The sequence below is a fragment of the Flavobacterium chilense genome (genome assembly GCF_001602525.1).
Classification (GTDB): Bacteria; Bacteroidota; Bacteroidia; order Flavobacteriales; family Flavobacteriaceae; genus Flavobacterium; species Flavobacterium chilense.
This window is the reverse complement of sequence record NZ_LSYT01000001.1, coordinates 374,525-390,869: the sequence shown is the minus strand read 5'-3', so window position 1 is coordinate 390,869 and position 16,345 is coordinate 374,525. Positions and strand designations below refer to the sequence as shown.

Annotated in this window: 9 protein-coding genes; 4 read left to right on the top strand and 5 right to left on the bottom strand. The window is 37.6% G+C overall.

The annotated features are described in order from the left end of the window. Positions 1 to 21: 21 nt before the first annotated feature. Entirely contained in the window at positions 22 to 402 is a 381-nt protein-coding gene (locus A4F88_RS01550; RefSeq protein ID WP_068840778.1) for a DUF7793 family protein, read from the bottom strand. Positions 403 to 637: 235 nt separating this feature from the next. Here A4F88_RS01550 and A4F88_RS01545 point away from each other — a divergent pair, with 235 nt between their 5' ends. The 3 genes from A4F88_RS01545 (at position 638) to A4F88_RS01535 (ending at position 9,030) form a co-directional block, all read left to right on the top strand. Continuing rightward, complete coding sequence (locus A4F88_RS01545) at positions 638 to 3,064, top strand: aminotransferase class I/II-fold pyridoxal phosphate-dependent enzyme (RefSeq protein ID WP_068840777.1); 2,427 nt, start codon at positions 638 to 640, stop codon at positions 3,062 to 3,064. Positions 3,065 to 3,281: 217 nt separating this feature from the next. After that, a complete protein-coding gene (locus A4F88_RS01540; RefSeq protein ID WP_068840776.1) occupies positions 3,282 to 3,716 on the top strand; it encodes a DUF1896 domain-containing protein in 435 nt (144 codons plus the stop codon). Then, positions 3,703 to 9,030 carry an N-6 DNA methylase gene (locus A4F88_RS01535; RefSeq protein WP_068840775.1) on the top strand — a complete coding sequence of 1,776 codons (5,328 nt, stop codon included), beginning with the start codon at positions 3,703 to 3,705 and terminating at the stop codon, positions 9,028 to 9,030. The genes A4F88_RS01540 and A4F88_RS01535 overlap by 14 nt, the downstream gene beginning before the upstream one ends. Before the next feature lie 8 nt (positions 9,031 to 9,038). Here A4F88_RS01535 and A4F88_RS01530 read toward each other — a convergent pair whose 3' ends face one another. Further along, entirely contained in the window at positions 9,039 to 11,381 is a 2,343-nt protein-coding gene (locus A4F88_RS01530; protein ID WP_068840774.1) for an NERD domain-containing protein, read from the bottom strand. A gap of 166 nt (positions 11,382 to 11,547) precedes the next feature. Then, a complete protein-coding gene (mobC, locus tag A4F88_RS01525; protein ID WP_068840773.1) occupies positions 11,548 to 13,572 on the bottom strand; it encodes a conjugal transfer protein MobC in 2,025 nt (674 codons plus the stop codon). Positions 13,573 to 13,774: 202 nt separating this feature from the next. Here mobC and A4F88_RS01520 point away from each other — a divergent pair, with 202 nt between their 5' ends. Then, positions 13,775 to 14,332, top strand: a complete 558-nt coding sequence (locus A4F88_RS01520) for a hypothetical protein (protein ID WP_068840772.1) — start codon at positions 13,775 to 13,777, stop codon at positions 14,330 to 14,332. 25 nt (positions 14,333 to 14,357) lie between these two features. Here A4F88_RS01520 and mobB read toward each other — a convergent pair whose 3' ends face one another. Then, positions 14,358 to 15,656, bottom strand: coding sequence for a conjugal transfer protein MobB (gene mobB / locus A4F88_RS01515; protein ID WP_068840771.1), 1,299 nt, complete (start codon positions 15,654 to 15,656; stop codon positions 14,358 to 14,360). Position 15,657: 1 nt separating this feature from the next. After that, positions 15,658 to 16,095, bottom strand: a complete 438-nt coding sequence (gene mobA, locus A4F88_RS01510; RefSeq protein ID WP_068841429.1) for a conjugal transfer protein MobA — start codon at positions 16,093 to 16,095, stop codon at positions 15,658 to 15,660. Between the last annotated feature and the right edge of the window lie 250 nt (positions 16,096 to 16,345).

The window sequence follows — 16,345 nt, the reverse complement described above, 5'->3', positions numbered from 1 at the left end:
TATTATTTGTGCATTTAAATATTAAACAAAAGGTTTTAGAAATTCTAGTGCAGATGATCTGTCGGTAAATACTTTGGTGGGAATCTGAGGCCTGCTGATTTTCATGTAAAATGAAATCATATAAAAAGACACACTTTTCTGATCCGAGGCAATAATTCCAACCGCTTTAGCTAAAATTGAACCGTGTTGTGCCAGATAGTTTCTGGCAGCTTTGTCCGAATCGATAATTCCACGGATGTCACAAAGAATAGGATATGCTGTTCCATCTTGAATTTCTATACGGTCCGCTACAATCTGCTGGGCTGACAAAAGATCAATGACCACATTAGGCTTGTAGTTAAAAAAAAGAATCTTTTCACTGATCCAGAATACGGCAAATTCGTTTTCAAAATAGCGTTCCATACTTATGCTTTTAGGACCTGGCAAATTAGCAAATACCCAGCAAAGGATTGTTGCAAAAACAAGGCAAAAAGCAATAGTAAGCAATCATTTTTACTGTGGCTTATCAATTCAGGAGTATTGTTTGTCAATTCGGAATTTTTAACTAAAATCCAGTAATACCACTATTTTAAATTCGGAACTTTATAATCCTTTTTTCAAAAAACAAGACAAATTCATCAACTTTAATCCAATAGTAATGGCAAAAATTAAGCACAATGATTTTATTCAGACTATAGATGAAATCCTTTCTGTTGCTAAGCAGCAAGGCACAATCCATCTTTATGCTGAAGATACGGTACTCGATGGACGAACCATAAAAATTAATGGCAGGAACCTGTTCCACTTTGCCACTACCAGCTATCTGGGGCTGGAATATGACCATCGGCTGAAAAATGCAGCTATTGCTGCCATTACAAAATATGGAACGCAATTTCCACTTTCCAAAACATATATTTCCCATCCGGTATATCAGCAGCTGGAACGCAAGATTGAAACCATGTATGGTATGCCTGCAATTGTAACTAAAAACAGTACACTTGGACATCTGGGCGTAATACCAAATCTGATAAAGGATGAGGAAGGAATAATTTTGGATCATCAGGTACATTGGAGCGTTCAGAATGCCAGTCTCCCTTTGAAACTAAGAAATATTCCAGTGGAGATGATTCGTCACAATAACCTCCAAATGCTGGAAGACAAGATAAAAGACTTGTCTGCAAAATGCAATAAAATATGGTATATGGCAGACGGTGTGTATTCCATGTTTGGTGATTACGCACCGGTAAACGAACTGCTTGCATTGAGCAAAAAATATCCGCAGCTGCAGCTTTATTTTGATGATGTTCATGGAATGAGCTGGAGAGGAAAAAATGGTACAGGATTCGTACTGGATATTTTAAAACAGCTGCCTGAAAATGTTTTTTTAATGAGTACGCTCAGTAAATCATTTGGAGCGAGCGGTGCTGCATTTTTTTGTCCTGATAAAAAACTATACGACAGGATTAGAAATTTTGGAGGACCATTGACGTTCTCTGCCCAGCTGGAACCGGCCTCAGTCGCTGCTGCCTGCGCTTCTGCAGACATCCATCTTTCAGATGAAATTACAATATTACAACAGGAATTGGAACAAAAAATATCCCTTTTCAATGATCTGATCACCAAAAGCACCCTGCCTGTAATAACCCCAAATAATTCACCAGTTTTCTTTTTGGGTACTGCAATGCCCCTGACTGCCTATAAATTAGTACAACGTCTTTTTAATGAAGGTTATTTTGTCAATCCTGGATTGTATCCGGCAGTTCCTGTAAAAAACACCGGTATTCGTATTACGATATCACGAAATAATCGCAATGAAGAAATTAAAGGGCTCACAGAAGCTTTGGAATATCATTATCCTTTAGCACTCGAAGAAACTTCCAATACCCTTAATAAGGTTTCAATGGCATTTGGAATTCCACAGCCTGACTCTCAGGAAAAAGAAAATACGATAAAGCCGGCATTGAATTACCAGTATAAAACGAGTATCAAACAAATTGATGCAGCGTTATGGAATAAGCTCATTGATAAACAGAATATATTTGACTGGGATGGACTGTGTTTTTTGGAGGATGCATTTACAAACTGCAGTGAAATTGAAAATAATTGGGAATTTCACTATTTTATCATCAGTGATAATTTTGGTAATCCAATAGTGGCCACTTTTTTTACTTTTGGACTCTGGAAAGACGATATGCTTGCACCAGTGTCCGTTTCTCTACAGCTTGAAGAAAAAAGAATGAAGAACCCATTTTGCATGACCTCCAAAGTGCTGGGGATGGGATCACTTTTTACTGAAGGGAATCATTGCTATATAAATAAAAAGCATTCCTTATCCAAAGAGGCTTTACTGCTTCTTTTGGAAAAGGCAGAAATGCTGTATCAAGACTTAAATGCTGATATGCTGGTGTTACGGGATTTCGAAGAAAACCAATGGCTTAGTGATCTGTTTCATAATCTGGGTTTTATAAAAATAGCAATGCCACAAACCTGTGTTATCACGGATATAAACTGGAATAACAATCAGGAATTTGCTGCAATTCTTTCCCCACGCTCTAAAAAGCACTTTACCAGAGAAGTATTGCCATATGAAAAAATGTTCCGGGTTATTATCAAAGATCGGTTAACTGATAATGAAGTTGCGCACGCATACAGCTTGTATAAAAATGTAAAAAATAACAATTATGCCGTAAATACCTTCACCTATCCCATTGCTGTCTTTCAAAAAATGGCAGCCCATCCATTTTGGGAATTTATCCTGCTTTATATTAAGGAAGATACAGATCAGGAGCCTGTTGGAGTGCTTTTTTGTTATAAGAATTGTGCACACACTTATGTACCATCACTAATAGGAATGGATTATACAGTATCCAGGAAATACAATTTATACCGCCAACTCTTATTCCAGGGAATTAAACGTGCACAGGAACTGCATTATAAAAGAGTAGAACTTGGAATTACAGCCACATTTGAAAAAAGAAAACTGGGTGCACAGCTAATTTCAAAATTTGCTTACCTGCAGGCTAAAGATAATTTTTCAATGGAATTGCTAAGTACGATGCAAATTGAAAATAAAGCACCTTTATGAGCTGAATTCTTTTAACACCGATATAATTTAGTGGGATTAAAATCGTTTTGTAGAGTTTACTGTATGTTTTGAATATGTTACTGGTGTTAATACTACTAGCAAAAGCCAATCAAAGCCGTTTGAAGCCAAATAATGCCTGAAAACTATTCAGTAACATACTTCTTTATATTTTTACTCTGCTTAGTAAAGTAAAATATAATCCTCTAATGATATACTTATGGCTTCAGAGAATAAAATATCCTATTATTCATTACTATTAAAGGAATTGCTCAACAGCAGCTTTCCTGAGTTATCAGGGGACAAAAAATTCATTGAACAACGCGGGCAGTCAGCTGCTAAAGTGTACAATGATGCCTTTATGGCCGGCAATACAATTGAGCAATGCAATGAGATTGCGCAATATGTATTATTTGAAGGATTACACTTTTCAAAATTCGATACTATATTTAAAATCGTCTGCAACGAGTTTGACACGATCATGGCTGACGAGGAATTGCGCCCATTTGCCTTAAAAATGATGGCTGTCAGCATCCCTGTATTTGAGCAATACCGAATTACGGATGACTTTGCCGACAGCCAGGAATTTGAATTGCTCTACACCGAACTTACCGGCACTATTCAAATCTGGATAGAAGATAATGGGCTACAATAAAAGAGAACATTTAAAAAAGAATATCGAGGCGTTGCAGCTAGTTTTCCTGCTGGAAAAAGAAAAACGCCAAGCTACTGAAACCGAGAGGCAATTGCTCATGAAATATAGTGGTTTTGGTGGTCTTAAATTTGTACTCAATCCAGCTGATAAAGCCAATGATATTGACCGATGGGTAAAATCCGAACAGGATTTATTTGGAATGACTCAGGAACTTCACCACCTATTACGGGAAAACGCACAGGACGAAAAACAATACTATCGTTATGTAGACAGTATAAAAGCTTCTGTCCTGACAGCCTTTTACACCCCGCCTTCAGTCATTGGAGCCATTGCAGATTCCTTTCAGGAAAATCAAATAAATATCGAACGCTTTCTGGAACCATCCGCCGGAACAGGATCATTTATAGAAGCATTCAGGAATGAAAGTCTATCACATATAACGGCATACGAAAAGGAATTCCTCACAGGACAACTATTAAAACAGCTTTATCCTGATAACAACATCCGGATTGCCGGATTTGAAGAAATCCCGAATAAGGACAAAGAAAGCTATGATGTAATTGCCAGCAATATTCCATTTGGAGATGCATCAATATTTGACCTTTCTTATATACGCAGCAAAGATCCGGTTCGCGTACAAGCTGCCCGAAGTATTCATAATTACTTCTTTCTAAAATCCATAGACATGCTTCGGAACGGCGGTCTATTGGCATTTATCACCTCACAGGGAGTTTTGAACAGGGCCAAAAATGAACCCATACGTCAGGCTTTGATACAAAACTGCAATCTGGTTTCTGCCATACGCTTACCCAATAATTTGTTTACCGATTATGCCGGAACCGAAGTGGGGAGCGATTTGATTGTACTGCAAAAAAACAATGCCAAATCAGGACTTTCCCAAAGGGAGCAGCAGTTCTGCAGCACCTATAGCACTTCTGACAATACTTCAAACAGTATGTTATTTGAAAACGTTCAGCATATAGTGCAGACCACATCATACCAAGCAACCGATATGTATGGCAAGCCCGCCTTGATTTATGAACATGAAGGAGGCATTGAAGGAATAGCAAAAGATTTAAAAAGAATATTGTCCGACGATATCTCCAATCATTTGGATTCCGACTTATATAATGGACATAATACCACAGAAATTATTTCTGAAGATTCTATAGCTAAGTCCATTACACCTGTAATTGCCATTAAAAAAGAGGAGTCTGCTACCGATAAATCAATAGTTGAAGTGAATCTTTCAGCAGCTTCACAATTAAGTCTGTTTGGTTTATATGAGAATACGTCTGAGATAAAATACAAACCTCCAAAAAAGAAAACGGTTCATCAATCGAAGCGAAAAACAATGTCACCCATTCAGCAGGGAAATTTGTTCGATATACCCATTAGGCAAAATGATGTAATGCCATCGCTTACAAAAAAGCTCGATAAAGAAATTAAGCCCGTATTGGGAGATTTATTCTCAGATAATGCCGAGCCACAAAATGTAACCACTGCGGAATTACGTATTTATACGGACAAAATACAGTCTTTTTACCGAAAGGATTGTCTGGTGACCTACAAAGGCTATGTCGGCTATCTTACCGCTGTAGATCCCGAAGAACAAAAAGCGGAATTTGAGCCGTTGCCACTTCCTCCAATGCAAAAAATGCGTGCGGAGTCCTATATTCAAATACGTGATGCCTATCTGGAATTGTATCTGAAAGAAGCCGAACAACAAACCGAACACAAATCTGAAAGGGAAACATTAAACCGTCTGTATGATGCCTTTCTCAAAAGATTTGGGAACCTGAACAGCGCAGAAAATATCCAACTTATCAAAACCGATAGTGGCGGAAACGAGATTCCTTATCTGGAACGTGTGGTTGGCGGTGTGGTTCATAAATCCGATATCTTCTACCATCCAGTGAGTTTTTCAGTCAGTACGCTGACAGTCAATAATCCTAATGAGGCATTAGCCGCATCACTCAACAAGTATGGGACTGTCGATTTGGATTATATGTCACGAATCAGCGGGTTATCAGTTGACAATCTCAAAGAGAGTCTGGAAGCACGCATTTTCTATAACCCCTTGGAAAATGAATTTGAAATAGCAGAGAGATGGATTTCAGGAAATGTGGTGGAAAAAGCCCAGGCAGTAAATAACTATTTAGAACAAAATGCTGAAGATCTGCAAGCCCGGGATAGTCTTTCCGCTCTTCAGCAAGCGGTTCCAAGACTTATTGAATTTGAAGAGCTGGATTTTAATTTAGGCGAACGCTGGATACCAACGGGTATTTACAACCATTTTGCCTCTCATTTGTTTGATACAGATGTACGGATTTATTACACGGAAAATACGGATGATTTCTCCATTAAATGCGATAGCAAAAATATCCGTATAACGGAGAAGTATGCTATAAAATCTCAAAGCCGTACTTATGACGGAATTGCATTGCTTAAACATGGTCTAGTCAATACCACACCTGACATTACCAAGAAAGTAATGCATGGCGATCAGGAAATAAAGGTGCGTGATATGGAAGCTATCCAGATGGCCAATACTAAGATTGATGAAATCCGTAGAGCATTTTCTGATTGGCTCTATGCTCAAAATGATGAATTTAAGAAACGTCTTACCGATAAATACAACGATACCTTTAACTGTTTTGTCCGTCCACAATATGACGGCAGCCATCAAGACTTTCCCGGACTAGACAGAAAAGCGCTGGGGATTGAAGACCTGTATTCCAGCCAGAAGGATGCGGTATGGATGATCAAGCTAAACGGAGGAGCCATCTGTGACCACGAAGTGGGCGCAGGAAAAACACTCATTATGTGCACAGCTGCCCAGGAAATGAAACGTTTGGGGTTGACACACAAGCCTATGATTATCGGACTGAAAGCCAATGTTCATGAAATAGCGGAAACCTACCGCAAAGCGTATCCACATGCTAAAATATTATATCCGGGGAAAGAAGATTTTACACCGCAAAAACGTCTGCGTATTCTCGGGGAGATTAAAAATAACAATTGGGATTGTATTGTCCTGACCCATGACCAATTTGGGATGATTCCACAATCACCGGAAATGCAAAAAGAGATATTACAGGCAGAACTCGATAGTGTTGAAGAAAACCTTGAGGCATTACAGTCACAGGGAAAAGAAATATCACGGGCAATGCTCAAGGGGGTTATCATACGAAAACAAAATCTGGAAGTCAAACTCAAAACACTGCAACATGATATTGAAAATCGCAAGGATGATGTAGTCGATTTTAAGATGATGGGTATTGACCATTTGTTGGTGGATGAAAGCCACCGCTTCAAGAACTTGATGTTCAATACCCGCCATGACCGTGTTGCAGGACTCGGTAATATGCAGGGAAGCCAGAAGGCATTGAACCTGCTATTTGCCATTCGCACTATACAGGAACGAAGCGGAAAAGATTTAGGGGCTACTTTTCTTTCTGGAACCACCATCAGCAACTCGCTGACCGAACTATATTTATTGTTTAAATACCTTCGCCCGCAGGCTTTGGAAAAACAAGGTATCAATTGCTTTGATGCGTGGGCAGCTATTTATGCGCGAAAGACTACCGACTATGAGTTCTCAGTAGCCAACAATATTGTTCAGAAAGAACGTTTCCGATATTTTATCAAAGTACCGGAACTGGCTCAGTTCTACTCGGAGATTACGGATTACCGCACAGCAAAGGATATTGGTATAGACCGTCCAGAAAAGAATGAAATACTGCATAATATTCCACCAACCCCCGAGCAGGAGATATTCATCCAAAAATTGATGGAGTTTGCCAAAACGGGAGATGCTGCGCTTCTGGGAAGAGCAAAGCTTACTGCCTCCGAAGAAAAAGCAAAAATGTTAATCGCTACCGACTATGCCCGTAAGATGTCGTTAGATATGCGTATGATCAGTCAAAAGTACGATGATCACCTAGACAGTAAAGCCTCCCATTGTGCAGTAAAGCTGGCGGAATATTATTCTCGATTTAACGCTCAGAAAGGAACCCAATTTGTATTCTCCGATTTAGGTACTTACAAACCAATTGAGTGGAATGTGTATTCGGAAATCAAACGCAAGCTGGTTGAGGATCATAGGATTTCCGCACATGAAATACGTTTTATTCAGGAGGCAAAAACAGACAAGATGCGCAAAGAGTTTATCAGCGCTATGAACGAAGGGAAAATCAGAATATTATTTGGGTCAACCGATATGCTGGGAACAGGAGTCAATGCCCAGAAACGTGCAGTTGCCGTACATCATTTGGACACACCGTGGAGACCGAGTGATCTGTCTCAAAGGGATGGCAGAGCCATTCGTAAAGGCAATGAGATTGCCAAATATTTTGCAGATAACAAGGTTGATGTAATCATTTATGCGGTTGAGAAATCTTTGGACAGTTATAAGTTTAACTTGTTGCACAATAAACAATTATTTATTGATCAGCTCAAAAATAATAGTCTCGGTAAGCGTACCATTGACGAAGGCGGTATGGATGAGAAATCCGGAATGAATTTCTCGGAATATGTCGCCATTCTTTCCGGTAATAACGATTTGCTTGAAAAAGCCAAACTGGAAAAAAAGATTACTTCTTTGGAAAGCGAAAAACAGGCTTTCACCCGTTCCAAGTCTATGTCAAGATATAAGCTCGAAGACTGCATGGCAACCGTTGAAACTGCAAAATCGATGGTGGAGAGATTTTCTGCGGACTGGCAGAACCTTCAAAAACGCATTCGAAGGGATAAAGAAGATACAGTACTAAATCCAATTGAACTGATTGGATTGTCTCCAAATGCAGATATAAAACAAATCGGTGAAAAACTACATTTGCTCGCTGATAAAGCTCGTACCGAAGGACAGTATGAAGAAATCGGCACCTTATATGGTTTTACACTTTTGATAAAAACGGAAATGACACAAAAAGAAGGGATGGACATCCGCGACAACCGTTTTTTTATTCAGGGAGAAGGAAATATAAAATACACCTACAACAACGGGCAGATGGCGACCGATCCTAAACTGGCAGCCATGAACTTTTTAAATGCGCTGGAAAAAATACCAGCACTGATAGAACAGGAAAAGAAAAAGATTAATGCCATTGAAAAAGATATTCCTGTACTTCACGAAGTAGTAAATAGCATTTGGACTAAAGAGAATGCACTTGTGGAACTAAAAAACGAATTGGCAGCACTGGAACGGGCAATACAATTATCAATTACTGCGGAACAACAAATAGAAGATCCTGAACAAAAACTACAAGAAGATCAGATATCACAGCCTATTCAGAAACTGAAAATTTCCTGATTGCAGGACTAATTATCTGTCAGATCCAATTTATCAAACAAATTCGTTTCTAAATTTCCTGCAATAAAGGAATAGGGATAATTTGGATTATTAAGATTATAACCTAAGACAACGACTCCGCGTAAATTCTCTTTACTTTCCAGTTCTAATATCTGGTCTAACACATTATTCCTGGTGGCAGTATCAATATCTTTATAAGGATACCCAACTATTACGTACTGTCTTCTTTCGGGCCCGCAGGTAAGGCTTACCCAATTATGAGGTTTACTCATTTTGCCTCTTACTATGCTACTTTTCAATTCATTTAATTTCTTTTCAAATAGTGCTTGATCTTGTTTTGGTAAGTTTAATAAAATAAAGGATGCCACCAGCCAATTATTACCATTGCTGTTGATATAATTAAGAGTGTCTGACCAATACTGTGTTTTTTGCAAAAAAGGTTTTTTTACCTGTATTCCTCTTCCTTTTCCGATCATATAGGGGTCGAGCTCTTTTGATAATAAAGTAAGATTCAAATAGGTGGAGTTATTGTACTCATCTTCTCCTATATTAAAACCATTTTTTAAATAAAAACCAAATAAATCAAGCTCATCACCTTGAAAGTTAACATGGGCTTCAAACTCCCTTCTTCTTGAAAGATAATGTACTTTCTCACTTTGTAAAGGAAGGATATCAAAGATAACTTCAAGATCTGTGAAACTTATTGATGGTGCTAATTCTTCTAATTTATGTGTGACCACTTTTGCTTCAATAAGTTTCTTTAAATTACATCCAATTGATCCTAAATTAGACAGGGTCACTCCAAGTGGAACATAGTAATTTATCAGATTGGAATCAAGCTCATTTTTCGCGCCCGATTTGGTCTTAAAAATATGTAATTTTTTATTATTCTGCAGGTAATTCTTAAACCTTATAGCTTGCTCAGATGGTGCCACCACTAAATCCTTCAGTGTTTGAAATAATCGTTCAGGCGCACCACGTTTTGCCGGATTACTTACCGTTCCGGATTTAGCTTCAACAATTATAGCGAAATCTTCAATTAACACAATCAGATCATTCTCAAATATTTTGTTAGTTGTTGGGCAAGTCCATAAACTTCCACTAAAAATTTTTGCATCAGGAAATGCATCTTTAAAAAGTTTCTCTATCTTTTCTTCCAGGTATTTTCCTTTTTCCTTAATATAAACATCTTTAAGGGTTTTCTCTTTCACAATAAAACTTTCAAGTAAATCAATTCCCAGATGCGAGAATAAAAAAGGCACTGCAGAAAAATACTTATTCTCATCAAGCCTTATAAAAGGTTTTGAATGAATTGGATTATTTAAAAAAACATGGTTTTTGTCTTCGTTAGATAAGTCCCCAAAACGATATGCCAGCGGATCAAAAATTCGGCTTATATCTTCGTTGCTCAGCGAAACATTTGTTAAGGCTTTAATTTCTTCAAAATCAATAGTGAAAATATCTTTAAGTTTTAAATCCGAATGCTCTATAAAGAAGCTTTTTAACATTTGCAGATTCTTTCCGAATTCTTCCCATAAATTCAATCTTGATAGAGCATTAGTTGGGCTAACACCTGGCATATTATTTTCATATGCATCAAATACTGCATTAAAGTTCTTAGCTATAATTGCCGGGCGGATATTATTCTTATGTGCATTAAGTTTTTTGGTACTTAGATCAGCCAGACCAAATAAAACATCAAGAAATACTTCAGGCTTAAATCCTAATTTATCTTCGAACTTAGCACTTATACTAGCTGATAACTCATAAGCAATTTTTTGCATTTGTCCCTCATATGCCCAATTACGAACTGCAAGAGTATTATGCATCATTTCCAATCTTAACATCACAGGACCAAATTCTTCCTCAGTTGTTGCTTTATTGGAAAGTTTAAAATAGGCAAACGATTGATGTTGATTTAAATCTTGTAATAATTTTTTAAAATCCTCTTCTTTTTCATTTAATGGCATTGCACTAAGAGTCCTCTCTTGATATAAGGAATAACACTGTAGAATCTCTAAATAAAACATATGAAAATCTAGTCTACCATCAATTGCTTCTTTATCTATTCCTTCTTTTTCAGCAATAAAATAAAAAACGCAAAAAGAACATAAGTATAGAGGATCATAGTCTTTAAAATACTCTTGCAATTTTTGAAACTCAATTTCAAATTCGATAGTCGATCTTTCAGCTAGTTCTAAAAATGGTTTTATTCTTTGCTCAAAACTTATTTCTTCTTGAAAAGGATTGTCAATTCTGTAAAGATTTTGTGTAACTGCTTCGTAAGGTTTATATTTTTTCTTAGAAGATTTATTTTTTTTTACAATCTTTCTCTTACGGCTTACTGGCATAGTACAATTATTATATATTAAAAGAGCTTAAATATATAATAATTCATCAACAAATCTTAAGTTTTTGAATCATAGATGAACTTATAATAGCAATTATTTATCAATTTAATTCTAAAATATTTAGTTGGTTATTGAATATAGAATTTTTATGTCAAAGGTTTTGATTCTATTCATCTTTACTTTTTTTATCAGTTGTTTTTGGTATTAAATGCTGCAGTTTCGGATCGTTCTTAATCCGTTCCAGTTCATCTGCCACTATTGAGACAATATCCAGTTTGATTTGTTTGTAATTGGCCTCAATTTCAGCCTTCATCCTATCTTCTCCTTCTTCATTTACAAATGAAAGTATTTCTGGGATTTTCTGGTATGTTTTAGTTTCAGCAGCCACTTTCTCATTATCGACCACAATCTCCGCATGAAAGATCTTTTGTTCGATACGCTCCTCAAAGTTATCGGAAACTGCCCCAACAAACATTCCTTGTGTAAGGGTTGATATTTTGGAAGCGGGAATTAGGCTTTCCAGCTGCGTGGAAATAGAAGTTGATTTATCATTCCGATTGATGGTCATACTCTGACGCTGCTGCAGTATTTTTCCGAAGCGTTCCGAAAGGCTTTTAGCTGTTTCCCCGACAACCTGACCGCTGAATATATTCCCTACGGTATTCTGAATTACCTTACTTTCTTTATCCCCATAATCTCGGGTCAATTGGGAGTAATCCTGAAATCCCAGACATACCGCTACCTTATTGCTCCTTGCCGTAGCAATCAGATTGTCCAGGCCCCTGAAGTAAATTGTGGGAAGCTCGTCAATGATTACCGAACTTTTGAGCTGTCCCTTTTTATTGATGAGTTTTACGATTCGTGAATTGTACAAACCCAATGCAGCGGAATAAATATTCTGCCTGTCGGGATTATTGCCAACGCAAAGGATTTTTGGAGCTGCAGGATTGTTGATGTCCAATGAAAAATCATCACCGGTCATTACCCAATAAAGACTTGGAGATATCATACGTGACAATGGTATTTTTGCTGATGCTATCTGGCCTTGTAATTGGTCCTGAGCACCTCCCTGCCAGGCATCCATAAACGGCGATAGATAATTTTCCAGTTCGGAATAGGTGGTTAAAATGGTAAAAACATCTGCGTATTTTTTATTAAGCAGTTCAATAGCATGAGGAAATGTACAATACTTTCCATTATCATAAATTTTCAAAAACCAGATGATAGCCGCCAAAAGAATAATCGGGCTTTCGACAAAGAAATCACCCTGTTTTTGAATCCACGAACGATTCAGGTTCAGCATAATAGTATAGGCTGATTCGTAAGCATCAGATATGTCAGTCATAAAATCAGGATTGATCGGATTGCATCGATGGCTTCTTCTGGGATCATCAAAATTGATGACGTAAAACTTTGGTTTGACTTTGTATTTGTCGGTATGTTGTAATAGATGGTTGTAGGCAATGGTAGAAAGGTCATCAAATTTGAAATCATAGATATACATCGAAAAACCTTTCTCGATTTGCTGTTTAATGTAGTTGTTTACAATGGCATAGGATTTACCAGAACCAGGGGTGCCTAATACGATAGTTGCGCGGAAAGGATTTACAATATTTATCCATCCATTGTGCTGTTTTTTGCGATACCAGAATTTAGTAGGCAGATTTATGGAATACTCATTTTGCAGCAACCGGGTTTCCTGCATGAAACTTTCGTTTTCCGTATTAAATACATCCTCCATCAGGTTATTTTTGAGTAACCTGCTCATCCATACACCTGCCATTAGCAGTGAAATATACCCCAAACTCAGGGTAAAAACATATAAAAATACGGCCATTTCAATGGGTAGTCTGAGTAATGGCGTATTGAGGAAGAAAAAAATAAAGCCTATTACGAGTGCTGTATAGATTTTGCTCCAGGTAATCTTTTCATTTTTAACCCCCTTACTGCCCAAACAACTTAATGCCAGAAGAACCAAAGCAAATAGTTTCGTATACAGCGTGTGGGAAAACAGTCCTGCTGTGCGCTGAAAGTTTCCCAATATTTTATCAATTACAGATAATGTCCATTGTTCTTCTTTGAAGAACTCGTAACAAAACCAATAGCAGTGCATCAGTACTAATAAAATACTGACTGCTCTCATAAACTCCATAATTTTGGCTAATCCTCTTAAGTCATCTTCTCCCTGCATTTTCTAATTATTAAATGTTTGGGCGTGAATTTAAAGGCTTTGCGGCATGGCTATAAAAATGTGGCAGGCATTGGAAGTGCGTGGCAGTGTTTGGCGCTCAAGTGGTTCCAATCATGCTTAGATTTTAAATCGCTTTTTTTATTAAATTTATAGTCCTGAAAATTATTTTTGGTATCTCAGATCAACATTAAAGAAAAATAATATGAATTACTATAATCCTCATATGGATCCAGGTGAAAGTGAACAAGAATATGAGGCGCGGAAAACTGAAGAAAGTAAATCTGCAACAGGATTAATGTTTGGCATTGCCGGGGTTTTTATTTTCGTCTTAAAAATGGCTGCAATTTTCGGCATGTTCTTTTATGCCGGATTCTTGCTGTCGCAAAAGTTGTGGGGAGAAGAAACTAACAAAGTCAAATTTTGGGTTTTCTCTCTATTATTTACCTATCTTATTTTCTGCATCATTTATTTCTTTAAAGGAACTATCATCGGATTGCGCGCAAACAACCGTAAGTTATGGATATTACCATGGGTAATCTGCGTGTTATTATGCTGTATTGTCCCTGCATTTATAGTAAAATCAGTAGTTGCTGGTATGTTTCATGTGAGGGATAGACAAGGTATGCTGTGCGTAGGGCTTAGTTGGGCAGCATTTATACTGTTTTCATTATACGTCTATGATATCTATAAGTTCAAAACACCAACTGTTCCGAAGGTTTTGCATTGGAGCTATGCTTGGGGATTGAAATTGTCTTTATAACCGAAAGTTATAACGAATAACGAACCTATTGGCCTCTCTTACGTTTCTTTTTCTTTTTCATCTTATTGGCAAAATCCTGTTCCTGGTAATCTTCTCCCTGAGCTTCCGGCAATAACCCGCCAAAACCTTCTATACTATTATGGATATCGTTAGATTGAATAGTACTTTGATTACTTAGAAAATCAAATAAATCGTGAGGCTTCTCAGCTGGTAGACTTTCCGATACTGTTTTGATTAAAATTGTTTTGGTATCCTCACTATTTTTAATTTCCGGTTGTAGCCCATTATTCCACCAGTCGTTAAATATATTCGCTGAAAATTCTTTTCCCAAACGCGAACCGTTCCATACCGATTTGGAATTATGATCTATGAATGTAATTCCATAAATACGTCCCATATCATTTTTGCGAGTAATCACATTAATGCCTTTTTCAGTCAGCTGTTTTTTAAGGTCCTGTTCGTCAATGGCCGCCCGCAGGGTTGTTTCAATTGTTTTTCTAATTGTAAGTCTCGCATCACTTTCTTTAAGTGCCACTTTGGACGCTGCAAAATGATTTTGAAGTTCAATGTATCCTGCGCCTTTTCCAAAAAGAGACGCTTTAAACGGGTTACTTGATTTTTCTCCATTTTCGTTCAAGGCAACGTAGACTAGCCCTTGTTTGAGCTTTCCGTGCAGTTCACCCTTAACCTCTTCTGCAGTAATATTAAACAGAGACAGCAAAGCATTGTATTCGCCCAAACTTTGGAACTGATAGGATTTGGGCAGATACCTTACTACTGAAGCGATCTGGCTTTTAATGTCATTGGTCTTGTAATCTACCGGGCGAAATGCTTTTTCGTTTTGTTTGTATGTTGCGTCTGTTGCACAGGCTAATCCATATTTTCGTTCCAGATCACGACATATATCCATTGAACGTTTACGCTCATAACTGTCCGAAATTTTCCTGCCTTCTTCGTCTATGCAAACCGAAACGATATGGATATGGGTACGTTCAATATCAGTATGCTTGAACACTACGTAGGGCTGCTCGCCGTATCCCATTTTTTGCATATACTCCTGTGCAATAGCATTAAATTTTTCATCACTGACATTATCTTTTGGGTCTGGATTAAGAGAAATATGCAGAACCATTTTTTCTGTTTTACGATTCGCCAGCAAATAAGGTTCAAAAGAGCCCAGCAGCTGGGCTACAGAATAATGTCCGTCAGGAGTTTCCTGCATCTTATGGGTAAAGAGAATTTCCCCATTTTCCTTCTCGACTTTTAGCTGATTATAGTTAAGTACGCCTGTCAAGTTTTGTCCTCTGCCAATTTTAGCTACCATTTTACTTGTTGTTTTTAATATATTTTGCTTCAAATTCTCCGGTAATCTGAATGATTTTTTGACATAATACTGCCATTTCAGCTGTATGCTTTTCGAGTTTATAGAGATAAGCGGCCGCTTTTTTCTCGGAGAAATTGCGATAAAGCAGTTTTACGATTTGGTTATAATTAACTCCAACGCTCCGGAATTGTCCATACAAAGTGGTTAACCGCATATAATAATCCATTGCAGCTTTATCGATTTTGACTGTTTTAATGGTCTTCTGAAAGATGCAGGCAGTGATAAAATGTGCCATTACATTCATTTGGGACTGTTCAAAAAGAGAAAGAAAACGGGCGTTTTCTTCCGCATTCAATGATATGGAATAGCGAAATATGGCAGGATCCTTTTTAGGATTACGCCCTGATTTGCGGGGTTGTCTGTTATTATTTTGATCCATAATAAATCCAATTATAATTTTATAAAACATCGACTTTGGAGAAATGTTTTCCAGCCCCCGGCGGGGCAAGTTGTTTTGAGCAGCGGAATTCATTTCTAGCAGCTCAAAACACAACTTGCTCCTTTCTGGTGAAAGGAAAATCCGCTCTTTCAGGCGGATTAAAGTAAGCAGGGAAAACGGCTTTTGGCCGTTCATTTTCTCACCCGATATGGCATAATGCTTTTTCATAAGCATGTTAGTGAAAATCATT